Below are 23,625 nucleotides of genomic sequence, written 5' to 3' on the forward strand. Positions count from 1 at the left end.
GGCATGCGTTACGCTTGGGGTCACTCGAACGTCAGGCGGGCGAAGGGGGCCTTACGCGCCCTTGGTCAGCGTTCGGTAGTCGAGCTGGCGGTGGAACCAGTAGGCGTAGCCGCCGATCGCCTTCTGCATCGCGACGTTGAGGTGCGGCTGGAACAGCGGGATGCGCGGCGCGTCGTCGTACGCGATCGCGATCATCTTCTTGACCGAGGCCGCGTAGGTCGCGGCGTCGCCGCTCGCGGCGGCGGCGCGGGCCGCGTCCACCTCCTTGTCGAGCGCCGGGTTCTTGTAGGCCATCGTGTTGAACACGGCGTTCTGGCCGTGATAGGCCCAGAAGAAGAAGTATTCGGGATAGTCGAGCCAGCCCGAGAAGAAGTTGATGATGAACGGCATCGACTTCTTGGCCATCTCGCCGCGCCAGTTCGCGCCCGGCACCTTGTCGAGCGCGGCCTTGATCCCGATCTGGGCGAGGCTCTCCTGCAGCAGGACGGCGAGCGGCTCGCCGACGATTCCCTGGCCGAGGTCGAACGACAGCCTGGTCTCGAAGCCCTCGGGGAAGCCCGCCTCGGCGAGCAGCGCCTTCGCCTTGGCGACGTCGGTCGCGTAGGCGGTCGGGCGCGGCCAGGTCAGGTCGTCCGGCGTGTTGGAGGCCGCGCCGAACAGCGGCGTCGCCTCGCCGAACAGCACCGCGTCCATGATCTTCTGGTAGGGCACGGCGTAGGCGATCGCCTGCCGCACCTTCGGGTTGTCGAACGGCGGCTTGGTGACGTTCATCTCGATCGACCACATGCCGTTCGAGATCGGCGTCGAGGCGACGGCGACCTTGCCGGCCTTCTTCATCTCCGCGAAGTCCTTCGCCGGCAGGTCGAAGGAGACGTCGGCGTCGCCGCGCTCCACCAGCGCCCGGCGGTTGCCCGAGGAGGGGATGGTGCGCCAGATCACGCGCTTCAGCGCGGGCAGCGGGCCGCATTTCCAGTCGTCGTTGCGGGCGTAGACGACCTCCGTTCCCGGGGTCCACTTCGCCACCTTGAAGGCGCCGCCGCCGGCGACGTTGTTCTTGGTGAACTCGAGGCCCCAGGGGTCCTTCTCGGTCGCGTTCTTCTTCACCAGCGCCGAATTGAACACCGCCGGCACGATCACCGCGAGGTCCGGGATGGTCAGCGCGTCGGGCCGGGCGAACGTCACCCGGAAGGTGTGGTCGTCGACGGCCTCGAACTGCTCGGGCTTCAGCAGGCTGCCGGCCGCCATCTGCACCGTCGGGAAGCCGCCGACGCTGACGGCCCGGTCGAACGACCATTTGACGTCCGCCGCGGTGACGGGCGTCCCGTCGTGGAAGGTCGCGTCCTTGCGCAGCTTGAAGGTCACCCCCGTGGCGTCCACGGTCCAGCTCTCGGCGAGCTCCGGCGCGATCACGTCCTTGTCGTAGGAGCGCGAGCCGTCCGGCAGCGTCTTCAAGCCGTAGGTGATCAGCCGGTCGTAGCAGTTCCAGGAGGCTTCGTAGCCCGGCCGGTTGGTCCCGACGCCATGGATGTCGAGGTTGTTCGGCCCGTTCTCGGAGATCAGCAGGAGGGTGTCCTGCCGGGATTGCGCGAAGGCCTGGGCCCAGGGCAGTCCCGAGCCGACGACGCCGGCGCCGAGCATCGCCGATGCGGATGAAAGGAATGCGCGACGGTCCATGCCTCGTCTCCCCAAGCGATGTCTTCGCTGGAGGGATATTGTATGCAATTCATCTATATTGCATGCTTAAATGAGCGTCAGTCGTGCACAAAGATTCGGATGCATGCGGTTTAGGCTTGTGCGCCGGCGTGCCGCCGGGCGAGTCTGTTAGGGCAGTGGAGTTCAAGATGGACATCGTCGACGACCGCACGCGCGCCGACCGCCTCGTGAGCGACGTCTCGGAAGACATTCTCAACGGGGCCTTCGCGCCGGGCGACCGGCTGGACGAGCTCTCGCTCGCCGAGCGCTACGGCGTGTCGCGCACCCCGGTCCGCGAGGCCCTGCGGCGCCTCGCCTCCAGCGGCCTCGTCGAGGTGCGCCCGCGCCGCGGGGCGATCGTGGCGCGCATCACGGCGGAGAAGCTCGCGGAGCTGTTCGGCGCCATGGCCGAGCTGGAGGCGACCTGCGCGCGGCTGTCGGCGATCGGCATGACCCCGATGGAGCGGCGCCGCCTCGAGGCGTTCTACGCCTCGATGGAGCCGCTGGTCTCGGCGGCGGACGCGGAGGGCTTCGCGGCCGCAAACCTCGTGTTCCACACCCAGATCTACGCCGGCGCGCACAACGGCCATCTGGCCGAAATCACCGCCGGCCTGCGCTCCCGGTTGCTGCCCTACCGCTGCGCGCAGTTCCGCACCCCGGGCCGGCTGCCGCGCTCCCACGCCGAGCACGGCGCCGTGGTGGCGGCGATCCTCGACGCCGACGCCGCGGGCGCCCACGCCGCCATGCTGCGCCACGTCAGCCTGGTGGAGGACTCGTTCGAGCGGCTTGCCGCCGCAAGGGCCGTGCGGGGCTGAGGCGAGCCTGCTCGACGGCGCGGAGTCCGTCTCAGTCCGCGGTTCTGCGCCGCCTCCCCCTTTGAGCTCTTTCGGTCGGTTCCGGCGCAGTGAACCCCGCCGTCATGCCCGGCGGAAGCCGGGCGTCCACGACGTTCGGTAGACGTCGGACGCAACGCAAAAGTCGTGGATACCCGCGCGAAGGCGCGGGCCTGACGGCGCGATGCAATCTGACGCGAGCATGCCTCAGCTGACCGCCGCGTAACCGTCGCGGCGGGGATCGCTGGCGGCGGCGTAGCCCTCGACGCCGGGATCGCCCATGCGCCAGATAAACTGACCGGCGCCGAAGTCCTGGTAGCTGTCCTCGATCACGCTCATCTCATGGCCGCGCGCCGCGAGCCCGGCGATCGTCTCCGCCCGCATGGTCGCCTCGACGTTGATGTCGAGCCCGGCGTTGAAGCGCCAGCGCGGCGCGTCGCAGGCGGCCTGCGGGTTCTGCGCGTAGTCGATCATCCGAACCAGCGTCTGCATGTGCCCCTGCGGCTGCATGTTGCCGCCCATCACGCCGAAGCTCATCACCGGCTGGCCGTCCTTGGTGAGGAAGCCGGGGATGATGGTCTGGAACGGGCGCTTGCCCGGCGCGACGACGTTCGGGCTCGCGGGATCGAGGTGGAAGCCGTGACCACGGTTCTGCAGCGACAGGCCCCATTCCGGCAGGCAGACGCCGGAGCCGAAGCCCATGAAGTTCGACTGGATGAAGCTCACCATCATGCCGCTCTCGTCGGCCGCGGTGAGGTAGATCGTGCCGCCCTTCACCGGGTTGCGCGGCGCGAAGACCTGCGCGCGGCGCGGGTCGATGAGCTTCGCGGCCTCCGCCAGATGCGCGTCGTCGAGCAGCTGCGCCGGCGTCACCCGCATGTGGGCGAGGTCGGCGACGTGGGCGTAGGTGTCGGCGAAGGCGAGCTTCATCGCCTCGATCTGCAGGTGGTTCGCGTCTACCCCGTCCGCCTCCAGCTCCGCCAGATCGAAGCGTGAGAGGATGCCCAGCGCGATCAGGGCCGCGATGCCCTGTCCGTTCGGGGGGATCTCGTGGACCGTGTAGCCGCGGTAGGTCTTGGCGATCGGCTCCACCCATTCCGGGCGGAACGCTGCGAGGTCGGCGACCGTCATCGCTCCGCCGTGCGCCGCGGCGTGGGCCGCCATGGCCTCGGCGATCTCGCCCCGGTAGAAGGCGTCGCCCCTCGTCGCGCCAATGGCGCGCAGCGTGCGCGCCGCCCCCGGCAGCCTCACCAGTTCGCCGACCTCGGGCGCGCGGCCGCGCGGCAGAAACAGCTCGGAGAAACCGGGCGCGCCGACGAGGTCCTTCACCTTGGCCGCCGCCGCCCATTTCTGCTGCACGACGGTCGGAGCGAGGTAGCCGCGCTCCGCGATCTCGATCGCAGGCTCCAGCGTCTCCTCAAGCGGCAGCGAGCCGAAGCGTTCGCTGAGCGCGACCCAGGAGCCGACCGCGCCCGGCACGGTGACGCTGTCCCAGCCGCGCATCGGCGGCCGCGCGCGGCCCTCGCCGTACTTCGCCGCGAAGTACTCCGGCGTCCACGCCGCTGGCGCTCCGCCCGAGGCGTTGAGGCCGTGCAGCTCCTTTCCGTCCCACAGGATGCAGTAGGCGTCGGAGCCGAGGCCGTTGCTGCAGGGCTCCACGAGCGTCATCACCGCCGCCGCGGCGATCGCCGCGTCCACGGCGTTGCCGCCCTGATGCAGCATCTTCAGCCCCGCCTGCGCCCCGAGAGGATGCGAGGTGGAGACGACGTTTCGCCCGAACACGGGCATGCGGCGTGATGGGTAGCCCGCGGTCCAGTCGAAGTGGGTCATGGGATCCTCGTTCCGGTCTGCGTCATCACGTCGTCCGCCCTCAGCCGTCCCGCCCGAAGACCGCGGCGAGGCGCGCGCGCGCGGGGGCGAGGTCGAGGCCGCGGCTGGCGATCCAGGCGTCGTCGAACAGGGTGGAGCGGTAGCGCTCCCCGCTGTCGCAGAGCAGCGTCACGATCGCGCCCTCGCGGCCCGCCGCCCGCATCTCCTCGATCAGCGTCAGGCAGGCCCAGACGTTGGTGCCCGTGGAGCCGCCGCAGGGGCGGCCGAGAATGTCGCTGACGAGCCGGGCGGCCGCCACGCTCGCGGCGTCCGGCGCGACGATCATCCGGTCGACCAGCTCCGGCACGAAGGACGGCTCCACCATGGTGCGGCCGATGCCCTCGATCACGCTGTCGCAGCGCTCGACACGCTTCACCGAGCGTTCGGCGTAGTGGCGGTGGAACACCGAGCTCTCGGGGTCCGCCACGCAGAGCGACGTCGAAAGCTTGCGGTAGCGCAAGTAGCGCCCGATCGTCGCCGAGGTGCCGCCGGTGCCGGCGCCGCAGACGACCCAGTCCGGGACGGGGCGGTCCTCCAGCGTAAGCTGCGCGAACATCGTCTCGGCGATGTTGTTGTTGCCGCGCCAGTCCGTCGCCCGCTCGGCGTAGGTGAACTGGTCCATGAAATGGCCGCCGATCTCGGCCGCCAGCCGGCGCGCTTCGCCGGAGACGTCGCCATGGTCGACGAGATGCGGCCGACCGCCGTGGAAGGCGATGGCCGCGATCTTCTCGGGCGAGGTCGAGCGCGGCATGACCGCGACGAAGCTGAGCCCCAGCAGACGAGCGAAGTAGGCCTCCGAGATCGCGGTCGAGCCGGAGGAGGACTCCACGATCGGCGTGTCCGGCCCGATCCAGCCGTTGCAGAGCGCATAGAGGAACAGCGATCGCGCCAGCCGGTGCTTCAGGCTGCCGGTGGGGTGGCTGGACTCGTCCTTGAGATAGAGCGCGACGCCCGGCGCCTTCGGCAGTTCGAGCCTGAGCAGATGGGTGTCGGCGGAACGGGCGCTCTCCGCCTCGAGCCGCGCGATCGCCTGCGCCACCCAGGCGCGGCGGCAGGGCTCCGAGGCGGCGGGGGCGGGGTTAGTGGCTGCGGCGGTCAGCATGGGGTTGCGCTCCGCCGTCGTCCCGGGCTTGTTCCGGGGCCCATAACCCCGCCGGTTGGGACCTGCCGGCGCCGGCGGGCTGATGGGTTCCGGGACTTCGCCCGGAGGGACGCTCGCTCTGTCGGCCATGACGGCGAGGATGTCCGAGCCTGATCCTCCAGCGATGACAGGCTCACTCTCACGACCCCCTCAGCTCCGCCTCGGCGCGCGCCTTCAGGGCCGCCCGATCGATCTTGTTGGTGGAGGCCAGCAGCATCTGGTCCAGGAACCACACTCGGCGCGGATGCTGGTAGGCGGGGGCGTTCGCAAGCGCGAAGGCCTTGAGCGACGCCTCGTCGAGGCTGGAGCCCGGCCGGCGCACCACGAAGGCCACCGGCTTCTGGCCCTTGATGTCGTCCTCGACCGGCACGACGCTCGCCTGCAGCACGTCGGGATGGGTCTCGAGCATGGCCTCGACCTCGCCCGGAAAGATGTTCTCGCCGCCCGAGACGAACATGTCGTCGACCCGGCCGACGAAGAAATAGAACCCGTCCGCGTCGCGCCGGAACACGTCGCCGGAGTCGTAGAAGCCGTCCGTGGTGATCGGCGAGCGCACGTCCGGCCGCTCGTGGTAGCCCAGCATGATCGCCGGGCTCTTCATCTGCAGCACGCCGAGGTCAGGGGCGTCGGGGCCGACCAGCCGGACCTCGACGCCGGGGTGCGGACGGCCGACCGAGCCGGTCGGTGCCGAGCCGTCGGGGTCGGAGAACACCACCGGACCGCCCTCGGTGGTGCCGTAGGCGTTGATGATGCGTGCGTTCGGCAGCAGCGCGCGGGTCTGCGCCGCGAGCGCGTCGTTCACCGGCGCGGAGCCCATGCGCACCACCCGCACGCTTGAGAGGTCGGCCTCGGCCAGCGCCGCCTTCTCCCGCAGCATCATCGCGATCATCGGCGGCACGGCGGTCGCCCAGGTCGCGCGGCGGCGATCGATGGCGGCGATGTAAGCCTTGGCCTGGAACTGCGGCAGCAGCAGCACCGTGGCCCCGCTCGCCAGCGCCAGCAGGGCGTTGGCCAGCGCGTTCATGTGGTAGAGCGGCGCCGCGATCAGCATGCGTTCGCCGGCCAAGTCATCGTCGGCCATGCGCGTGCGCACGACCCAGAGATGGCTCGCGTGGCTGAGCCGCACGCCCTTCGGCCGGCCGGTGGAGCCGGAGGTGAAGAGCATCAGCGCCATTTCGTCCGGCGCCGGATCGACGGCCTCGAAGGGGCCGGGATCGAGCCAGCCGTCGAGCTCGGCGTCGAGCGACGCCGCGGGAACCCCCGCCGGCGCATGGGCGAGACGCTCCGCGTCGCAGAACACCACCTTCGCGCCGCTGTCGGCGACGATCTGCGCGATGGTCGCGTCCGGGAACTTGAAGTTCAGCGGGACCGGGACGACCCCCGCCCGCATGGCGCCGAGCAGGACGGCGACATAGTCCGGCCGGTTCGCGGCGAGGATCGCGATGCGGTCGCCGCGCGCGATCCCGCGCGCGCCGAGACCGCGGGCGAAGGCGTTCGCCATGGCGTCGAGGTCGCCGCGGGACAGAAGGGTCTCGGAGCCGTCGAGGCCGATCCCGACGATCGCCGGGGCTGCGGCGTCGCCGGTCGCGGACAGGACGGCTCCAAGATTGGTGACGTCGTTCATCGCACGCTCCGGCAGGCGAGGGTGAGGTCGAGGGAGGGGATGGCGAGGATCGCCGTCCCGTCGGACCCCGGTCCCGTCCAGTCGGCGCCGGGCGTGGCGGCGGCGCGCGCGGCGATCGCGTCGAGACCGTCGAACGACAGCCCGAGCGTCGCGAAGCGCGGCCGGTCGCCGGGAACGACGTCGATCGCGAAATCATCGGCGAGGGCGACCGCGGCGCCGCCCCGAGTCACCCTCATGTTAACCCCGGCGGCCGCGGCGTAACCCGCCGCGTCAACCTGCGGTTCACCCGACGTTACCTCGATCCGGTCGAGGCGGACGAAGCCGTTGGGGTGGGTCAGCCACTCCGGCCGCCACACCAGTTCGGGCGTCAGGTGCTCGCAGAAGTAGACCCGGCCGGCGGGAAACCGCGCCGTGGGAACCCGGACGGTGCGGAAGCGCGCCTCAAGAGCCCGACCGTCGATCTCCACCGGGCGCGAGAACGCGACCGGCGGGGAGGGGTCGAGGCCGGCGGCTGCGAGCCGGGCGTAAGTCGCGTCGGCGTCGTCGCTTTTCAGCACGAGGCCATTCAGGCCGAAGGGGCTGTCGAGCACCTCCTGGCGCTGCTTGCCCTCGGCCGGAACGCCGACGAGCTCGAGATAGCCGCCCGGCGTCATCATCAGGTGGTTGATGGAGCCCAGCGAATGGCGGCCGAGCGGCGTCAGCTGGAAGCCGAGCGCGGCGAAGATCGCCGCCGCCTCGTCCATGCCGCGCAGCACGTTGACGACCACATGGTCGAGCGCCGCCGCCGTCCCGTCCGCCATCGCCTCAGGCCCTCACTTCGGCGTCGCGGTCATGTAGACGCCGCGGCCGCTGGCCAGAAGTCGGCCTTCGGAATCAAGCACTTGCGCCTCGGCGACCGAGAGCGTGCCGCCGAACTTCACGACCTTGCCCTTCGCCGTCAGGTCGCCCTGCATGGCGGCGCGGTGGTAGTCGACGCGCAGGTCCACCGTCGGCACGCCGCGGCCGGTCTTGGAGACCAGCGCCCAGTCCGCCGTCAGGTCGATCAGGGTGGCGAGGATGCCGCCGTGGACGTAGCCGCGCTCGGCGTTGACGACCCATTCCGGCCGCCAGGTCGCGGTCAGCTCGATCTCGCCGTCGCCGACCGAGACGACCTTGAGTCCCAGCCACTGGTGGAACGGACCGCGCAGCAGCTTCTCCTCGACCTCGGCCGCGGTGATCATCGGCTTGGTCTCGCTCGTGTTTTCGCCGCTCATGGCGTCACCACGATCTTGCCCATGACCTCGCGGTCGCGGATCATCCGCAGGCCTTCCGCGGCCTCCTCGAGCGGCAGCTCCTTGTCGACCACCGGCTTCAGCGTTCCCTCCTGGATCATGTCCATGAGCGCTGCGAGGTCGTCGTCGTAGAAGCTGTTGGAGCCGATGATCTTGAGCTCGAAGCTCCAGATGTAGCGGAGGTCTTCCTTCGGATCGTGGCCCGCCGTCGCGCCGCAGGTGAGGATCGTGCCGCCGCGCTTCACGCATTTCAGCGAGGGCGCCCAGGTGTCGCCGCCGGTGAAGTTGACGACGACGTCGACGCCGCCCTCGTAGCTCCGGCGCTGCGGCTTGCCGTACTGCTGGATCGCCCAGCGCGAGAAGTCGGTCTCGCGGTAGTTCACCACGTGGTCCGCGCCGAGCTCCTTGAGGCGCGCCATCTTGTCGTCGCTGCCGGCGCAGGCGATGACCTCGCAGCCGAGCTGCTTGGCAAGCATCACGCAGCCGGTGCCGACGCCGCCCGAGGCCCCGAGGATCAGAACCTTGTCGCCGGCCTTCACCGTCTTGTGAGTCACGAGCATGCGGTGCGCGGTGCCGTAGGCGACCGGCAGGGAGGCCGCGTCTACGAAGCTCACCTTGTCCGGCATGCGGATCAGCTGGCCGACGGAGACCTTGCAGTACTCCGCCATGCCGCCGTCCAGCATCTCCCCCATCAGGCCCTTGTTCGGGTAGAGCGGATTGACCAGCACGCGGTCGCCGACGCTCCAGCCCTCCACGCCTTCGCCGACTTCCGTGATCTCCCCGGCCATGTCCAGGCCGATGATCACCGGCAGCGGCACCTTGATGCCGGGCATGCCCTTCACCGTGAACACGTCGTGGTAGTTGAAGGAGGAGGCCCCGACGCGGATCACCACATGTCCGGCGTCCGCGGTCGGGACGGGATAGTCGTCCACGACCACGAGGTCGGAGACGTCGCCGTGCTGCTTCAGCAGAAGGGCCTTCATTGTCTTGGGCATTGGGTCGCTTTCTCTTGTGCGGCGCGTTTCGCGCTTGTCGTTTGGCGTTGAGCCGCAGTCAGGCCGTCACTTGATGGCCTTGGACGCCTCGTAGGGCGCGGTGGCGAGGGCGGCGTCGGGCAGTTCGCCCTTAACGGCGCCGACGGTCTTGAAGACGTCGAACTCGGCCTTGAGCGACGCGATGTCGGCGGGCTCCATGCTGACGGTGTAGATCCCGTCCCAGAGCGCCGCGTAGGCCTTGGCGTCCTCGTCCTTCATGTTGGCGGCGGCGGTGAGCGCCATGGCGACCGCTCCCTTGTCGGCCTTGCCGAACTCGTAGGCGTTGCGCATGCCGGCGATGACCTTGGCCGCGGCCTCGGGGTTCGCCTTCAGCCAGTCGTTGCGCATCACGCCGACGCCAAGCACCGGCGGCGCCGGCTGCTTGGTGATCTTGGTCCATTCCTCGCGGAACGTGCCGATCTTGCGCAGCTTGACGTCCTTCAGCAGGGCGATCGTCACCGTGCGCAGCGCCGCGGCGTCGATGTCCTTCTGCACCAGGAACTGCGCCAGGCGCGGGTCGTTGCCGGGCACGGCCTCGTACTCGCCGGTCTTGATGCCGTAGTTGGTCGCGAGGATCGCCGAGGTGATGGCGGCGGTGGCGCTTCCGGCGGGCGAACCGCCGACCTTCTTGCCCTTCAGGTCCGCCATGCTCTTTACAGGCGAGTCCTCGGGCACCACGAAGTCGAGCTCGGCGACCTGGGTCGCGAGCACGATCGACAGCGGCAGACCGTCGACGGCGACGCTGAAAGCGCCCGCCGCCGGAGCGCCGATCGCGAAGTCGATGGCGCCGGCCGCAAGCGCCTTGGTGGGCGCGTTCACGTCCGGGAACTTGAGGTATTCGACCTCGAGCCCTTGCTTCTCCATGAATTTGCCGGTCTCCAGCACGGCGCCGAAGCCGAGGCTGACGCCCGAGCTCCAGTAGCCGATGCGGACCTTCTCGGCCTGCGCGGGCGCGGCGGCGACGAGAGCCGCGGCGAAGGCGGCGGCGAGAACTGCGATGCGCTTCACAGTGAAAGCTCCACGGTCATGGGTTGGTGGACGGTTTGCGGTCACGACGCCTCGGCCTGCTTCTTCCAGCGGAAGAGGCGGGCCTCGAGCGGCTTGAGGACGAGGGCTTCGAGGGCGAGCATCAGCGCGACCAGCGTCAGCGTCCAGGCGAACACCTGGTCGGTCTGCAGTAGGTCGGCGGCCTGTTTGAGGCGGACGCCGACGCCGCTCGAGGCGCCGAGGGTCTCCGCGACGAGGCTGACGCGCGCGCCGAAACCGAAGGCCAGGCGGGCCGACGAGAAGAACAGCGGCAGGATCGTCGGCAGGTAGATCTTTGCGAGCACCTGCGCCTGCGACATGCGGAAGGTGCGCGCGAGCTCCACGAAGTCGGCGTTCACCGTTCGGGTGCCCTGCCAGACCGTGGTCAGGATCAGCGGCATCGCGGTCATGAACACCACGAAAATCGTCGTCCAGTTCGAGAGGCCGAACCAGATCAGCGCGAAGATCGCCCAGATCGCCGACGACACCGTGGTGATCAGCGTCAGCACCGGCTCGAAGAACTCGCCGAGCGTCTTGCTCGCCCCGAGGATGAGCCCGATCGCCACGCCGAACACGGCGGCGAGCGCAAAGCCCGTGACGATGCGTTCGAAGGTGACGCCGAGGTCCTTCCAGAAGGTCGGCGAGGCGACCAGCGCCGTCCAGGCCTCCCAGACCCGCATCGGGCTCGGCAGCACGAAGGGCGGAGCGCCAAGCGACGCCACCTGCCAGATGGCGAGCAGCGCCACGAGCAGCGCGAGACGGAGCGCGGCGAGCTTCAGCCGGCGGTCGCGCGCGGCGCCCGGGACGGGCTTCGGCCGTCCGTCGTCGACGGGGGCTGCGGGCGAGGAGGGAACTGCGCTCATGGTCACAGGCTCCGTCGCAGCAGCCGCGCCTGCTCCGCCACGTCGGGCGAGAGCGGATCGCGCGGGTAGGGGAGCCTGATCTCCTGCGTCTCGCGCACGCGGCCGGGACGCGGGTTCAGCACGACCACCTTGTCCGCGAGCACCACCGCCTCCTCCACGTCATGGGTGACGAAGACGATCGTCATTCCCATCAGCTCCTTGATGCGCAGCACCTCGTCGTGCATCTGCGTCCGGATCGACGGGTCGAGCTTCGAGAAGGGCTCGTCCATCAGCAGGATCGACGGCCGGGTGACCAGACTGCGGGCGAGAGCGACGCGGCTGCGCATGCCTCCCGAGAGCTCGTGCGGGTAAGCGTCGGCAAAGCCGGACAGGCCGACCAGCGCGAGCGTCTCCGCGACCCGCTCCCGACGCTCCGGCCGCGCAACACCGGCGGCCTCCAGCCCGAAGGCGACGTTCTGCGCCGCGGTTCGCCAGGGTAGGAGCCGGTCCTCCTGGAACATGTAGGTGAGGGAGCGCCAGTCCTCGAAGTCGCTCGCCTTCACGCCGTTCAGGAACACGCAGCCGCGGTCGGGTTTCACCAGGCCCGCGATGATGTTCAGCAATGTGCTCTTGCCGCAGCCGGAAGCGCCCACGATCGCGACGATGGCCTTTTCCGGAACGTCCAGGTCGATGTTCTGGAGCACGTGGAGGCTCTCGCCGTCCCGGCGCGGAAACCATTTGCTGACCGACTGAACCTTCACCACGGACATCAGCGGCTCAACCGTTCGCGACTTGGGCTGAGGGACCGAGCGGGGCGCCGGTCGCGCGGAGGCTCGCGACGACTTTCTCCATGGTCATGTCCCGGAACGTCTCCACGTGCCGGCGCGCCACCTGCTCCGCGGCGTCGGCGTCGCCGGCGGCCAGGTGCTCGATCAGGAGCGTGTGGTCGCTCTCGATGTTGGGGCGCACGCGCTGCACCCCGAAGCCCAGCGCGACCACCCGCGTCATCTCGTCGAACAGTCCGGAAAGCGTGCGGCAGAGCCGTTCGTTCCCCGAGGCGACCGCGATCGCCATGTGGAAGCTGCGGTTGGCCTCCATGAAGAAGTCGATCTGGTTGCCGACGTCGCCCGGCATCTTGCCCCGGCAGGCCTGCTCCAGCCGCTCGAGCTGCGCGCGGTTCACGCGTCCCGCCGCCGCTCGCGCCGCAAGCGGCTCCAGCGCGATGCGCAGCGCGAAGATTTCATCCACGTCTCTGGCGGTGACGGGCGCCACCCGGTAGCCGTGCCGCGGGATCGAACAGACCAGTCCCGATTGGGTCAGGCGCTGGAGCGCGATACGCAGGCTCGCCTTGCCGACTCCAAAACGCTCCATCAACTCCGGCTCGGTCACGCGCGCGCCGGGCAGGATCCGGCACGAGACGATCTCGCGACGGATCAGATCGTAGGCTTGGGCGCCCCTAAGCGTCGCCTCGGGCATCGCAATCTCCGCCGTCTGGCGCGGCGGTCGCAGCACGTCGTTCGCGTCCGCCATGTGGCCGCTCCACGGGAAGTCTGTGAGCAGCCTACGAGAGGAATTTGAGATGCTCAAGGCCTCGTCTCGAAGGGGCCGGCGCGACATCCCTACGCAGGACGGTCTGGTGCAGGGGCTGAACGGGCGCGCGCCCCAAGCGTCAGCCATCGTCTTGACGCGCTGGGCGTGGGCGTCATGTCGAACCGGAAACCGAGAACGGGGCTTGAACGCGAGGTTGCCTCGCCGGAAGCGCCCTGTCGCTCAAAGTCTCAAGGAGCGCGATGACCACCGACCCGACCATCCGGATCCGACACGTCGAAGACTTCAAGTTCCTGATCGACTTCGGTCCGGCGTTCGAGGACCTGCAGGTCGACGAGGCCCCTCCGATCGGCCGCGGCGACGGACCGTTCCCGGAACAGCTCCTGATCGCCGGCGTCGCGAACTGCCTTGTCGCCAGCATGACCTTCGCGCTTGGAAAGTTCCGCCAAAACGCCCGCGGCGTCGATGCGCAGGCGAGCTGCGTGATCGGCCGCAACGCCGAGGGACGGTTGCGGGTGCAGGAAATCGACGTCGCGATCTCGCTCCGGGCCGAAGCCGCAGAGATGGACCGCATCGACCGCGTGCTGGAGCAGTTCGAGCGGTTCTGCACGGTCTCGGAGAGCGTGAAGCTCGGCGTGCCCGTCACTGTTTCGGTGCGCGACGGCGCCGGCCAGCGTCTCAAGTAAACGACGGACCATGCGCAACAAGCAGAGAGGAAACGCCGATGACGACGGAGAACGGGGCCGGCAGCCCACAGGAGCTCGCACAGCTGTTCGTCGCCCGCGCCAACGCCGGCGACGTCGACGGCCTTGTGGCCCTGTATGAGCCGGACGCCCTGCTGGCCGCGGGTTCCGTGGTGGCGCATGGCCATGACGAGATTCGCCGGTTCTACGGCGATCTTCTCGCGCGGCGGTCGGATTTTCCCGAGGTCGACCAGCTCCCGGCTCTCGAGAACGGCCCCCTCGCGATGACCTTCGCCCGCTCGCCGAACGGCGCCCTGTCGGCGGAGATCGCCCGAAGGCAAGCGGATGGCCGGTGGCTCTGGGCGATCGACCAACTCAAGATCAAGCCCGAGGCCCCAAAGCCGGACTGACGGACGCCCAGGCAAACGAAAGCCCGCCCCGGATCACGTCCGGAGCGGGCTTTCGTCGTTTTGAAGCGGTCAGGCCGGCGGGCCCGCCTCCAGCGCCTGCTGGAACGGGGCCCGCCGCGCGCCTCGCACTAGGTCAGGCGACGTCGAAGCGGTCGAGGTTCATCACCTTGGTCCAGACGCCGACGAAGTCCTTCACGAACTTCTCCTTGGCGTCGGACGCAGCGTAGACCTCGGCCAGAGCGCGCAGCACCGAGTTCGAGCCGAAGACAAGATCGGCGCGGGAGGCCTCCCACGTCTTCTCGCCGGTCTTCCGGTTGGTTCCGACGAACGTGGTCTTCGCGTCGTCAGTGGCGGTCCACTTCGTGTCCATCGAGAGCAGGTTCACGAACACGTCGTTGGTGAGCTGGCCCGGCTTGTCCGTGAGAACGCCCCGCGTGTCGCCGCCGACGTTGATGTTGATCGCGCGCAGGCCGCCGAACAGCACCGTCAGCTCGGGCGCGGTCAGGGTCAGCAGCTGCGCCTTGTCGATCAGGGCCACCTCGGCGCGCTTGGTGTTGGACTTCTCGTAGTTGCGGAAGCCGTCGAGCTCGGGCTCCAGCCACTGGAAGCTGTCGACGTCCGTCTCCTCCTGCCGGGCGTCGGCGCGGCCGGGCGTGAACGGCACGGTAACCGAATGGCCCGCCGCCTTCGCGGCTTTCTCCACGCCCGCGTTGCCCGCCAGCACGATCAGGTCCGCGATCGAGACCTTCTTGCCGCCGCCGGCGTGGGCGTCGAAATCGGCCTTGATCCCTTCGAGCACGCCAAGCACCCGCGCCAGCTGCTCGGGCTGGTTGACCTCCCAGTCCTTCTGCGGCGCGAGGCGGATGCGGGCGCCGTTCGCGCCGCCGCGCTTGTCGCCGCCGCGGAACGTCGAGGCCGAGGCCCAGGCGGTTCCGACCAGCTCGGAGACGGTGAGGCCGGACTCGAGGATCTTGGCCTTGAGGTTCGCGCCGTCTGCCTCGTCGATCAGAGGATGGTCGACGTCCGGGATCGGGTCCTGCCAGATCAGCACTTCCTTCGGGACTTCCGGCCCGATGTAGCGCGAGCGCGGGCCGAGGTCGCGGTGGGTCAGCTTGAACCAGGCCCGCGCGAAGGCGTCCGCGAAGGCCTGCGGGTCCTCGAGGAAGCGGCGGGAGATCTTCTCGTAAGCCGGGTCGAAGCGCAGCGACAGGTCGGTCGTCAGCATCGTCGGCTTGATCTTCCGCGACGGGTCGTGCGCCATCGGGATGATTTCGGGGGCGTCCTTCGCCTCCCACTGGATCGCGCCGGCCGGGCTGCGCGTCTGGACCCATTCGAACTTGAACAGGTTCTCAAAGAAGAAGTTCGACCACTGGACCGGCGTCTGGGTCCAGGTGACTTCGAGGCCGGAGCCGATCTGGTCGCCGCCGTGGCCCGCGCCGAAGCTCGAGCTCCAGCCGAGGCCCTGATCTTCGATGTCGGCCGCCTCCGGATCCGGGCCCTTGTAGGACTCGGCCGCCGCGCCGTGGGTCTTGCCGAAGGTGTGGCCGCCGGCGATCAGCGCGACGGTCTCCTCGTCGTTCATCGCCATGCGCCCGAAGGTCTCGCGGATGAACTCCGCGGCCGAGATCGGATCGCCGTTGCCGTCAGGCCCCTGCGGGTTGACGTAAATCAGGCCCATCTCGGTCGCGCCGAGGCCCTTCTCGAACTTGTCGAGGGTGCGGTGAGTGAGCCACTCGGTCTCGTTGCCCCAGTTGACGTCGCGATCCGGCTCCCAGGTGTCGGCGCGTCCGCCGGCGAAGCCGAAGGTGCGGAAGCCCATGCTCTCGAGCGCGACGTTGCCGGTCAGGATCAGCAGGTCGGCCCAGGAGATCGCCTGACCGTACTTCTGCTTGATCGGCCACAGCAGGCGGCGCGACTTGTCGATGTTGACGTTGTCCGGCCAGGCGTTGAGCGGGGCGAAGCGCTGCTGGCCGCGGCCGCCGCCGCCGCGCCCGTCCGCGAGGCGGTACGTGCCGGCTGCGTGCCACGACATGCGCACGAACTGCGGGCCGTAGTGGCCAAAGTCGGCCGGCCACCAGTCCTGGCTGTCGGTCATCAGCTTGCGCAGGTCGTTCTTCAGCGCGTGGTAGTCGAGCTTCTTGAACGCCTCGCGGTAATCGAAGGCGGGATCAAGCGGATCGGACTTGGTGGAGTGCTGGTTCAGAAGGTCGACAGGCAGCGTGTTGGGCCACCAGTCGGCGTTCTGCCTCGGGCCGCCGTGGGCGACCGGGCATTTCCCCGTGTTGTCCTCGGTCTTCGCGTCCATGTCGTCCTCCGATCGTGGTCAGCGAGGCCTCGGCCCGGGCCGGGGTCGAGCTTCGCTGACGCGCTCTGCGGTTCGCCGCAGGCTTTCGAGATGCGTCTTACCAAAAGCCCCCCATTATTTTAATTCCGATTTCCTGATCGAGACGATAAGCTCGGCTTATGAAAAACCTCACTTTCAAGCAGTTTCGCTATCTGGAGGCGCTGGCGGAGCACGGCCACTTCGGACGGGCGGCCGAGGCCTGCGCGATCACCCAGCCAGCGCTCTCCATGCAGATCAAAGCTTTGGAAGAGGAGTTGGGCGCGGCGCTGTTCGAACGCGACCGGCGACAGGTCCGGCTGACGAGTTTCGGGGAGGAAATCGCCCTGCGGGCCCGGCACATCCTGCGGTCGCTCGATGATCTCGAAGACTATGCGCGGGGCGCGCGCGGCGGGCTGGCCGGGAGGCTGCGCATCGGCGTGATCCCGACCATCGCGCCCTACCTGCTGCCGAGCCTCGTCGCGGACCTCACGCGGCTGCATGAGGGGCTCGACCTTCACGTGCGTGAGACCCTGACCCCAAAACTTGTTCAGGAATTGAACGACGGACGCCTGGACATGGCGATTGTCGCTCTGCCGGTGTCGGAGCCGTCTCTGACCGAGACGGCGCTGTTTACCGAGGATTTCGTCCTCGTCCGGCCGCGCGCGGACGAGGGAAAACCCGTCCCCAATCGCGAAGCGCTGCGCGAGATGCGCCTGCTCCTGCTGGAGGAGGGGCATTGCTTCCGCCACCAGGCCCTGTCGTTCTGCAACCGGAACGACCACGCCGCGCAACCCCGCGATCTGCTGGACGCCAGTTCGCTCTCCACGCTGGTCCAGATGGTCGAGGCGGGCCTTGGCGTCACCCTGGTTCCGGAAATGGCCGTCGCGGTCGAGACGCGGTCCGCGTCGGTGTCCGTCTCGCGCTTTCCAAGACCTCGACCCTCGCGAACCATCGGCATGGTCTGGCGCCGAACGAGCCCGCTGGCTCGGCAATTGACCCAGATCTCCGACGCGGTCCGGACCTCGGCGGCGGCGCTCCGGCAGCCTCGGTAAGGCGGGGTTCCCGCGGCCACGGCGGCGGACAGCGCTCGATCTCCAAGAACGCAGGCTTTCGAGTGGGGCCAGCAAGGTCACTCAAGGTCGTCGTGGTTCTTCTCCGACAGCGGCGCACGCGCCACCAATTTGGGTCAACCTGTTGAGGGGGGCGCGATTTTGGGTTCAGGCCTCCGATCTTTCTAAAATGCTCAAGGTCCGCTTCCGAGTTTGTTAGAGCCCGATCGCGGATGAAGGACCTCCTGCTCCCCATCAGGAAAAACGATGCTCAGCGTCATCGGCTGCCTGACCCAGCAGCACGATCTCGGGCTCGTGTCGCTCGCGGTCGTGATCTGCGCGCTCGCGTCCTACACCGCGGTGGCGATCCTCCATCAGGCGACCGGCGCCACCGGCTCGAAGCGCGGCTTCTGGCTCGGCCTCGCGGCGCTCGCGAGCGGCTCCGGGATCTGGGCGACGCATTTCGTCGCGATGCTGGCCTACTCCTCCGGGCTCCCGAACGGCTACGATCTCCCTCTGACGGCGCTGTCGCTGATCGTAGCCGTCCTCGTAACCGGAGCTGGCCTCCGCCTGTCCCTCTCGCGGATGCCGCCCTGGTCGGCGGGGATCGGGGGCGGCGTCATGGGTCTCGGCATCGCCGCGATGCATTACCTTGGAATGTCCGCCTACCAGGTCGCAGGCGCGGTGCGGTGGACTCCAACGCTGGTGGGAGTCTCCATCCTTATCGGCGTGGCGGGCGCGGCGGCCGCGCTGCCGATCGCCCTGCGGCGGCGCTCGCTCCTCAATGAAGCGCTGGCGGCGCTCCTGCTCACGCTCGCGATCTGCGGCCTTCATTTCACGGCCATGAGCGCGTTCGACATAACGCCCGATCCCCTGGCCCCGATCGCCTCCAACGCCGCGCCCCATGAATGGCTGGCCGCGCTCGTTTCGGTTCCGAGCCTGAGCATCATCGTGATCGCGCTGGGCGCGCTCGTTTTCGAGAGCCGTGAGCGGCGCCGTGCCGAGCGGGAGGAACTGGTCCGCAGCCTCGCCAACGCGGCGGTGGAGGGAGTGCTGGTCTGCGACGGCGACCGGATCGTGACCGCGAACGACAGCCTCGCAGCGCTGTTGGGGCGCGCTCCCGGCAGCTTGGCCGGAGCCTCGCTGACGGACATGCTCCCCGCGGTCGCAAGCGGCGTTCGGGCTGGGATCGGGTCTCGGGAGATCAACCTCAGCGATGCGGACGGGGGACCAATCCCGGTCGAACTGATCGAACACGCGATCGACCTCGGCGGGCGCCCTCATCGCGCGATCGCCCTTCGCGACCTGCGGGCTCGTCGCGAAGCGGAGCGCCATATCCAGTTTCTCGCGCATCACGACGAACTGACGGGCATAGCAAACCGAAGCAGCTTCAACCGGGCGCTCGACCGCGCCCTCGATGATGCGCACGCCCTCGGCCGGGGTCTCGCGGTGTTCTACCTCGACCTTGATCGCTTCAAGGAGGTCAACGACCTCTTCGGCCACGCCGCGGGCGACGCGTTGCTGCAGACCTTCGTGCGGCGGGTCGAGGCCGTTCTCCGAGAGGGACAAACCTTCGCGCGTCTCGGAGGCGACGAGTTTGCGATCATCGCTCCGGATTTGAACGAACTCGGAGCCGTGGAGACATTCGCCGCCGACATACGCGAAGCTGTGACAAGAGACGACGCAGCGCTCGCCGTTCGGGGGGCGCTCTCAGTCAGCATTGGCGTTGCGCTCGCCGCGGCGCGGGGCGTGGATCGCGAGACGTTGCTCGGCCAAGCCGACGCCGCCTTATACCGCGCGAAGCTGGAGGAACGGGGCGGGCTTCGCGTGTTCCAGCCGGAGATGGGCTCCCAGATCCGAGCTCGCCGGCAACTGGAACAGGACATTCGTCAAGCTGTCGCCTCCGGCGAGTTGCTGCTGGTCTATCAGCCTCAGACCACGGTGGTCGCTGGGGTCGTCGTCGGGTTCGAGGCGCTGGTGAGATGGCGCCACCGCGAGCGAGGCGAGGTCTCGCCCGCCACATTCATCCCGGTGGCCGAGGAAACGGGTTCGATCATGGAGATCGGCGAATGGGTGCTGCGTGAGGCCTGCCGCGAGGCCGCGCAATGGACGCAGCCGCTCAGGATCGGCGTGAACGTGTCCGCTGTGCAGCTGCACAGCATCGCCTTCGCGACCTTCGTGGACGACGTGCTCCAGGATGCGGGGCTAAGCCCGGATCGGCTCGAACTGGAGATCACGGAGACGGCGCTCATTCGCGACCTTGATCGAACGCTATGGACCCTTCATCAGCTGAAAGGCCTGGGGGTGCGGATCGCCATGGACGATTTCGGCACCGGCTACTCCTCGCTGTCGAACCTGCGCGCGTTCCCCTTCGACAAGATCAAGATCGACCGCTCGTTCGTTCGGTCCGTCGACGTCAACGAACAGACCGCTGCGATCGTGCGGGCGGTCCTCGGACTTGGGCGCGGGCTAGGTCTGCCGGTGTTGGCCGAAGGGGTTGAGACCAAGGGAGAGCTCACCTTCCTCAGGCAGGAGGGCTGCGACGAAGCGCAAGGCTTCCTCATCGGACGTCCGGCTCCGATCGAGGCCTACGCCCAGCTTGTCCGTCGGGGCGGATTAAGAATGATCGAGCGCCCCGGGGTGGACTGTCGTCCAGGAGCGGCGCTCGCTTAGAACTGCCAGTTCGCGGGAACCCAGGCGTATCCGCCGTCGGTCTTCAGCATCCGGCCGAGGCCGGGGAAGGGAAAGTGGAAGGCCAGCACCGGAATGCGATCGGCCGCCGCCCGGTCGAAGATGCGCCGGCGGGAGGCGAGCGCGGCCCCCATGTCGCGATCCGGGCCGGGCAGCCACGGATTGTCGACGTTGACCACCGGGTGATAGGCGAGGTCGGCGGTCAACAGCAGATGGTCGTTTCCGGAATGGACAAGGAAGGTCGCCATGCCCGGCGTGTGGCCTGACGCCACGATGCTCGTGAGGCCGGGCGCGATCTCGGCGCCGGCTTCGTAAAGCTCAACGTCGCTCATGGCCGGTTTGACGCTGCTCTTGATGGCGGCGGCGAAGCGCGAGCGGAAGTCCTCCGGGACCGGCATATAGGAAAGATCCGGATCGCTGAGGACGAAGAAGTCCCAGTCCGCCTTCGGCGCGAATACGGTGGCGCGTGGGAACGCCTTGCCGCCGTCCGCGGCTCTGAGGTTGCCGACATGGTCGGGATGGGTGTGCGACACGACTATCGCGTCGATGTCCGTGGGTCCCAGGCCGATCGCCGCAAGGTTCTGGAAGATCCGGCCGCCGTTCGGGCCCATGGTCGCGCCGGCGCCAGCTTCGATGAGGATGCGCCGACCGCCGGTCTCGATCAGAAGCGTGTTCAGGTTCAGCGTCATGCGGTCGGTCGGCAGGAACGCGCGCCGCAAGACCTCCTGAAGCTCCGCCTCGGGCGCGTCGCTCGCGTAGACGCGGGGCGGGCCGCCGATCACACCATCGCTCAGGACGGTCGCGCTGATCTCGCCGACGCGGAAGCGATAGTGGCCGGCGTTTCCGCTTAAGGGGGTGGGCGCCGCCTGCGCAAGCGCGGCGCCGCCTCCGACGAGCGCGGACGATGCGCCGGCGACAGCGGTGAGCATCACAGCGCGTCTGTTCAGGGTGAACGCGTTCATTGAGCTTCCCTTTCCACGTGCTCGGCCGCTCGAACCCTCCGACCGCGAAACCACAAATTGACCGTGACGGGGGCGGGTTCTGGGCGCGATAGAAATGCTCGTCGAGCCTGACACGAGGTCATTGCGCGGTTAAGATGGATGGGGCTTCCCGGCTTGATTAGCGCAGCTTCGCAATGGGCCCGATACGTTTGGACAGTTTCGACGTTTTCGTCGCCATCGTGCGCTGCGGCGGTTTTCGCGCGGCGGCGCTGGAGCGGGGCGTTTCGTCGTCGGCCCTGAGCCAAACGATCAGCGCTCTGGAAGACTCGCTTGGGATCCGGCTCCTCAATCGGACGACGCGGAGCGTGTCGCCGACCGAGGCCGGCCAACGTTTGCTGGACCGCCTTGCTCCGGCGTTGGCGGATATTCGGTCGGCGATCGGCGAGATCGACGGCTTGCGGGACAGTCCGTCGGGGACGTTACGGATCAATGCTCCGGCGCCCGCCGTCGATCATCTCCTTTGCCCACTCGTGTTCGACTTCATGGAGACCTATCCCGAGGTCAAGATCGAGATCGTGAGCGACGCGGCGGTGATCGACATCGTGGCGAGCGGCTTCGACGCTGGCGTCCGGTTCGGCCAGCAACTGGCGCAGGACATGATCGCCGTTCCGATGGGCCCGTCGCTCCGATACGCCATCGTTGCGTCGCCGGAATACATCGAGAGGCGCGGCGCTCCGGAAACGCCGCGCGATCTCGCGGGTCACGACTGCATAAGGCGCAGGTTCCCCGGCGGCACGCTCGTCACATGGCGATTTGTCCATGGGAGCGAAGATCTTGAGGTCACGCCCACGGGGCGGCTGACCGTCAGTTCGGCGCACAACGAAGTGCAGGCGGCTTTGGCGGGCAGAGGCGTCGCTCATGTGCTGGACGACTACGCTAAGCCCCACATCCGCGGCGGCCGGCTGGTGGAGCTTCTCCCGCAGTGGAGCGCCGCCTTGCCCCACTGGTTTCTGTATTACCCCAACCGCCGGCTTCCGAGCGCCGCCATGCGAGCGTTCCTCGATCACATGAGGAGCTACGACTGGAAGGCCGGCTGAGGGAGCCGCCGAGGCAGTCGTCAGGCCCATCACGCCGCGGCGCTGGGCGGACGTTCGACTCTGAGACTTCAACGGCCTCGCTCGGCGCGCCGCCATTCGATCTGGACGCGCGTGCCTTCCGGTCGCCGGAAATGTTCGGTCATTTGGTCCCCGACCACGGTCAGCGTGAGCTGCTCCCGTGTGCGGGTGCTGCCGACCCAGTTCGGAAACGTCGCGCCATCGACGTGATTGCCGCTGAAGGCGCCCTCTTCATCGACAGTGTAGGTTCCGAAGAAGCCAATACTGCGCGCCATCGCCCGCCGGTTTTCCTCGTCCGTGCCTGCGCCGCGGGTGTCTGAGGCGAAGCGCGGGGCGCCGCCGTCGGTCAGCACTTCGATGAAATGCATGTCGGCCGTGAAGACGAGAAGGCCGTTGGGCTTCTCTCCATAGGCGGGGATATTGCGACCGCCAGGATCGATCGTCGCCGAAACCATTCTCCAGGCGCCAACCAACTGATTTCTGGCCTCAGCCTGCGCGGACGCCGGGAACGAGCCGAGCCCGAGGGTGAGAGCGGAGATCGCCAATCGGAGCAGCATGATCTTGTCCCTTAGACGGTGGTGCAGTCGCCGCAAGTTGGTCATCGCGCGCGATCAGAGATCCTGACGGTCCGCGGCGTAGGCCACGTCCCGCTGCGCCTCGACGGCCGCCAGACGCGTCGAAAGGGCCTGCGAGATCGAAGAATAGGCCGTGCTGCCCAACGCCAGGCGCAGCGGAGGCGCGGCGCTTTCCGCCGCCGCGATGATCGCCGCCGCGGTTCGCGCCGCGTCGCCCTTCAGAACGAAACTGCCGTCGTCTATCGCGCGTCGCATGGCCCCGGCCGGGGTGCCCTCGTAGACGTCCAGGGCTTCGGCGCGAACGAGGTTCGCGCCGAAGTTCGTTCCGGTCGGGCCAGGCTCCGCGATGATGAACGTGATCCCGAACCCCGCCACTTCCTGCGCGACGGCTTCGATGAAGCCTTCGATGCCCCATTTGGTGGCGTGATAGAGGCTGAAGCTGGGATAAGCGATCTGTCCGCCCTCGGAGGACACCTGCAGGATGCGCCCGCCGCCCTGTCGGCGAAGATGGGGCAGGGCGGCGCGGATCAGATGGATCGATCCGGTGAGGTTGGCGGCGATCTGCGCATCGATCTGCGCGTTGGTCAGCTCTTCGGCGGCGCCGAACAGGCCGTAGCCCGCATTGCTCACCACCACGTCGATGCGTCCGTGGCGCTGGAACGCGCCGTCGACGGCGGCGAGCAAACCCGTGGCGTCCGTCAGATCGAGCGGCACGACGTCGAGGCTGTCGCCGTACTGCGACCGCAGGCCGGACAGGGCCTCGGAGCGACGCGTGGTGGCGAGCACCTTTTCACCTTTGGCCAGCAGTTGCCGCGCCATCTCAAGACCGAGACCTGAAGACGCCCCGGTGACGAACCATGTTTTCGGCATCACGAATTCCTCTCTTTCGCCAAGGTAGCCACGTTGGATTGGCGCTATAAGATCGCCAGGCTGAGATGGCTTGGTGAGGAATATTCAC

The 23,625-nt window shown here is 68.4% G+C and carries 21 protein-coding genes; 6 read left to right on the forward strand and 15 right to left on the reverse strand.

The features are described 5' to 3' along the window. Positions 1 to 51 precede the first annotated feature (51 nt). Entirely contained in the window at positions 52 to 1,674 is a 1,623-nt protein-coding gene (locus tag METY_RS18265) for an ABC transporter substrate-binding protein (RefSeq protein ID WP_103122816.1), read from the reverse strand. 167 nt (positions 1,675 to 1,841) lie between these two features. Between METY_RS18265 and METY_RS18270 the strand changes: the two genes are divergently transcribed. Continuing rightward, the gene (locus tag METY_RS18270) at positions 1,842 to 2,507 is read left to right on the forward strand and encodes a GntR family transcriptional regulator (protein WP_103122847.1); all 666 of its coding nucleotides are present in this window, start codon (positions 1,842 to 1,844) and stop codon (positions 2,505 to 2,507) included. 225 nt (positions 2,508 to 2,732) lie between these two features. Here the strand turns inward: METY_RS18270 and METY_RS18275 are convergent, their stop codons facing one another. The 10 genes from METY_RS18275 to METY_RS18320 all read right to left on the reverse strand — a co-directional run bounded on the left by METY_RS18275 (position 2,733) and on the right by METY_RS18320 (position 12,862). After that, positions 2,733 to 4,355, reverse strand: coding sequence for a gamma-glutamyltransferase family protein (locus tag METY_RS18275; RefSeq protein ID WP_103122817.1), 1,623 nt, complete (start codon positions 4,353 to 4,355; stop codon positions 2,733 to 2,735). 40 nt (positions 4,356 to 4,395) lie between these two features. Next, complete coding sequence (locus METY_RS18280; RefSeq protein ID WP_103122818.1) at positions 4,396 to 5,496, reverse strand: PLP-dependent cysteine synthase family protein; 1,101 nt, start codon at positions 5,494 to 5,496, stop codon at positions 4,396 to 4,398. A gap of 178 nt (positions 5,497 to 5,674) precedes the next feature. Beyond that, complete coding sequence (locus METY_RS18285; RefSeq protein ID WP_103122819.1) at positions 5,675 to 7,159, reverse strand: class I adenylate-forming enzyme family protein; 1,485 nt, start codon at positions 7,157 to 7,159, stop codon at positions 5,675 to 5,677. Continuing rightward, complete coding sequence (locus METY_RS18290; protein WP_103122820.1) at positions 7,156 to 7,959, reverse strand: VOC family protein; 804 nt, start codon at positions 7,957 to 7,959, stop codon at positions 7,156 to 7,158. Before METY_RS18290 ends, METY_RS18285 begins: the two co-directional genes overlap by 4 nt. A gap of 12 nt (positions 7,960 to 7,971) precedes the next feature. Next, a complete protein-coding gene (locus tag METY_RS18295) occupies positions 7,972 to 8,412 on the reverse strand; it encodes a PaaI family thioesterase (RefSeq protein WP_200819730.1) in 441 nt (146 codons plus the stop codon). Beyond that, on the reverse strand, positions 8,409 to 9,425 hold the full coding sequence (locus tag METY_RS18300; protein WP_103122821.1) for a zinc-binding dehydrogenase: 1,017 nt from the start codon (positions 9,423 to 9,425) through the stop codon (positions 8,409 to 8,411). The genes METY_RS18295 and METY_RS18300 overlap by 4 nt, the downstream gene beginning before the upstream one ends. Before the next feature lie 66 nt (positions 9,426 to 9,491). Continuing rightward, on the reverse strand, positions 9,492 to 10,472 hold the full coding sequence (locus METY_RS18305) for an ABC transporter substrate-binding protein (RefSeq protein WP_103122822.1): 981 nt from the start codon (positions 10,470 to 10,472) through the stop codon (positions 9,492 to 9,494). Positions 10,473 to 10,513: 41 nt separating this feature from the next. Next, entirely contained in the window at positions 10,514 to 11,353 is an 840-nt protein-coding gene (locus tag METY_RS18310; RefSeq protein WP_103122823.1) for an ABC transporter permease, read from the reverse strand. Positions 11,354 to 11,355: 2 nt separating this feature from the next. Further along, positions 11,356 to 12,102 carry an ABC transporter ATP-binding protein gene (locus METY_RS18315; RefSeq protein WP_103122824.1) on the reverse strand — a complete coding sequence of 249 codons (747 nt, stop codon included), beginning with the start codon at positions 12,100 to 12,102 and terminating at the stop codon, positions 11,356 to 11,358. A 7-nt stretch (positions 12,103 to 12,109) separates the two neighbouring features. Then, a complete protein-coding gene (locus tag METY_RS18320; protein WP_244593730.1) occupies positions 12,110 to 12,862 on the reverse strand; it encodes a GntR family transcriptional regulator in 753 nt (250 codons plus the stop codon). Between the two features lie 260 nt (positions 12,863 to 13,122). Here METY_RS18320 and METY_RS18325 point away from each other — a divergent pair, with 260 nt between their 5' ends. Together METY_RS18325 and METY_RS18330 are read left to right on the forward strand one after the other, a co-directional pair. After that, positions 13,123 to 13,566, forward strand: coding sequence for an OsmC family protein (locus METY_RS18325; RefSeq protein ID WP_103122825.1), 444 nt, complete (start codon positions 13,123 to 13,125; stop codon positions 13,564 to 13,566). Positions 13,567 to 13,604: 38 nt separating this feature from the next. Beyond that, positions 13,605 to 13,973, forward strand: coding sequence for a YybH family protein (locus tag METY_RS18330; RefSeq protein WP_103122826.1), 369 nt, complete (start codon positions 13,605 to 13,607; stop codon positions 13,971 to 13,973). Between the two features lie 133 nt (positions 13,974 to 14,106). On the opposite strand, the gene katG is transcribed toward METY_RS18330, so the two are convergent. Then, positions 14,107 to 16,278 (reverse strand): catalase/peroxidase HPI, encoded by a 2,172-nt coding sequence (gene katG / locus METY_RS18335; RefSeq protein ID WP_103122827.1) that lies wholly within the window; start codon positions 16,276 to 16,278, stop codon positions 14,107 to 14,109. A gap of 158 nt (positions 16,279 to 16,436) precedes the next feature. Here katG and METY_RS18340 point away from each other — a divergent pair, with 158 nt between their 5' ends. Then, positions 16,437 to 17,348: a hydrogen peroxide-inducible genes activator gene (locus METY_RS18340; RefSeq protein WP_103122828.1), complete on the forward strand. Its 912-nt coding sequence runs from the start codon at positions 16,437 to 16,439 to the stop codon at positions 17,346 to 17,348. Positions 17,349 to 17,612: 264 nt separating this feature from the next. Further along, positions 17,613 to 20,018, forward strand: a complete 2,406-nt coding sequence (locus METY_RS18345; protein ID WP_103122829.1) for an EAL domain-containing protein — start codon at positions 17,613 to 17,615, stop codon at positions 20,016 to 20,018. Here the strand turns inward: METY_RS18345 and METY_RS18350 are convergent. Then, the gene (locus tag METY_RS18350; protein WP_103122830.1) at positions 20,015 to 20,998 is read right to left on the reverse strand and encodes an MBL fold metallo-hydrolase; all 984 of its coding nucleotides are present in this window, start codon (positions 20,996 to 20,998) and stop codon (positions 20,015 to 20,017) included. The genes METY_RS18345 and METY_RS18350 overlap by 4 nt on opposite strands. Before the next feature lie 173 nt (positions 20,999 to 21,171). On the opposite strand from METY_RS18350, the gene METY_RS18355 reads away from it, so the two are divergent. Continuing rightward, the gene (locus tag METY_RS18355; protein WP_103122831.1) at positions 21,172 to 22,074 is read left to right on the forward strand and encodes a LysR family transcriptional regulator; all 903 of its coding nucleotides are present in this window, start codon (positions 21,172 to 21,174) and stop codon (positions 22,072 to 22,074) included. A gap of 68 nt (positions 22,075 to 22,142) precedes the next feature. On the opposite strand, the gene METY_RS18360 is transcribed toward METY_RS18355, so the two are convergent. Both METY_RS18360 and METY_RS18365 read right to left on the reverse strand, forming a co-directional pair. Then, positions 22,143 to 22,649 carry a lipocalin-like domain-containing protein gene (locus tag METY_RS18360; protein ID WP_103122832.1) on the reverse strand — a complete coding sequence of 169 codons (507 nt, stop codon included), beginning with the start codon at positions 22,647 to 22,649 and terminating at the stop codon, positions 22,143 to 22,145. Positions 22,650 to 22,703: 54 nt separating this feature from the next. Next, on the reverse strand, positions 22,704 to 23,537 hold the full coding sequence (locus METY_RS18365; RefSeq protein ID WP_103122833.1) for an SDR family oxidoreductase: 834 nt from the start codon (positions 23,535 to 23,537) through the stop codon (positions 22,704 to 22,706). Between the last annotated feature and the right edge of the window lie 88 nt (positions 23,538 to 23,625).

Origin of the sequence: Methylopila sp. Yamaguchi, from assembly GCF_002897035.1 — a bacterium.
GTDB lineage: Bacteria > Pseudomonadota > Alphaproteobacteria > Rhizobiales > Methylopilaceae > Methylopila.

Bases quoted from the DNA above. Each gene is read 5' to 3' on its own strand.
- METY_RS18265 (WP_103122816.1), bottom strand. From the start codon at position 1,674: ATGGACCGTCGCGCATTCCTTTCATCCGCATCGGCGATGCTCGGCGCC.
- METY_RS18270 (WP_103122847.1), top strand. From the start codon at position 1,842: ATGGACATCGTCGACGACCGCACGCGCGCCGACCGCCTCGTGAGCGAC.
- METY_RS18275 (WP_103122817.1), bottom strand. From the start codon at position 4,355: ATGACCCACTTCGACTGGACCGCGGGCTACCCATCACGCCGCATGCCC.
- METY_RS18280 (WP_103122818.1), bottom strand. From the start codon at position 5,496: ATGCTGACCGCCGCAGCCACTAACCCCGCCCCCGCCGCCTCGGAGCCC.
- METY_RS18285 (WP_103122819.1), bottom strand. From the start codon at position 7,159: ATGAACGACGTCACCAATCTTGGAGCCGTCCTGTCCGCGACCGGCGAC.
- METY_RS18290 (WP_103122820.1), bottom strand. From the start codon at position 7,959: ATGGCGGACGGGACGGCGGCGGCGCTCGACCATGTGGTCGTCAACGTG.
- METY_RS18295 (WP_200819730.1), bottom strand. From the start codon at position 8,412: ATGAGCGGCGAAAACACGAGCGAGACCAAGCCGATGATCACCGCGGCC.
- METY_RS18300 (WP_103122821.1), bottom strand. From the start codon at position 9,425: ATGCCCAAGACAATGAAGGCCCTTCTGCTGAAGCAGCACGGCGACGTC.
- METY_RS18310 (WP_103122823.1), bottom strand. From the start codon at position 11,353: ATGAGCGCAGTTCCCTCCTCGCCCGCAGCCCCCGTCGACGACGGACGG.
- METY_RS18315 (WP_103122824.1), bottom strand. From the start codon at position 12,102: ATGTCCGTGGTGAAGGTTCAGTCGGTCAGCAAATGGTTTCCGCGCCGG.
- METY_RS18320 (WP_244593730.1), bottom strand. From the start codon at position 12,862: ATGGCGGACGCGAACGACGTGCTGCGACCGCCGCGCCAGACGGCGGAG.
- METY_RS18325 (WP_103122825.1), top strand. From the start codon at position 13,123: ATGACCACCGACCCGACCATCCGGATCCGACACGTCGAAGACTTCAAG.
- METY_RS18330 (WP_103122826.1), top strand. From the start codon at position 13,605: ATGACGACGGAGAACGGGGCCGGCAGCCCACAGGAGCTCGCACAGCTG.
- katG (WP_103122827.1), bottom strand. From the start codon at position 16,278: ATGGACGCGAAGACCGAGGACAACACGGGGAAATGCCCGGTCGCCCAC.
- METY_RS18340 (WP_103122828.1), top strand. From the start codon at position 16,437: ATGAAAAACCTCACTTTCAAGCAGTTTCGCTATCTGGAGGCGCTGGCG.
- METY_RS18345 (WP_103122829.1), top strand. From the start codon at position 17,613: ATGCTCAGCGTCATCGGCTGCCTGACCCAGCAGCACGATCTCGGGCTC.
- METY_RS18350 (WP_103122830.1), bottom strand. From the start codon at position 20,998: ATGAACGCGTTCACCCTGAACAGACGCGCTGTGATGCTCACCGCTGTC.
- METY_RS18355 (WP_103122831.1), top strand. From the start codon at position 21,172: ATGGGCCCGATACGTTTGGACAGTTTCGACGTTTTCGTCGCCATCGTG.
- METY_RS18360 (WP_103122832.1), bottom strand. From the start codon at position 22,649: ATGCTGCTCCGATTGGCGATCTCCGCTCTCACCCTCGGGCTCGGCTCG.
- METY_RS18365 (WP_103122833.1), bottom strand. From the start codon at position 23,537: ATGCCGAAAACATGGTTCGTCACCGGGGCGTCTTCAGGTCTCGGTCTT.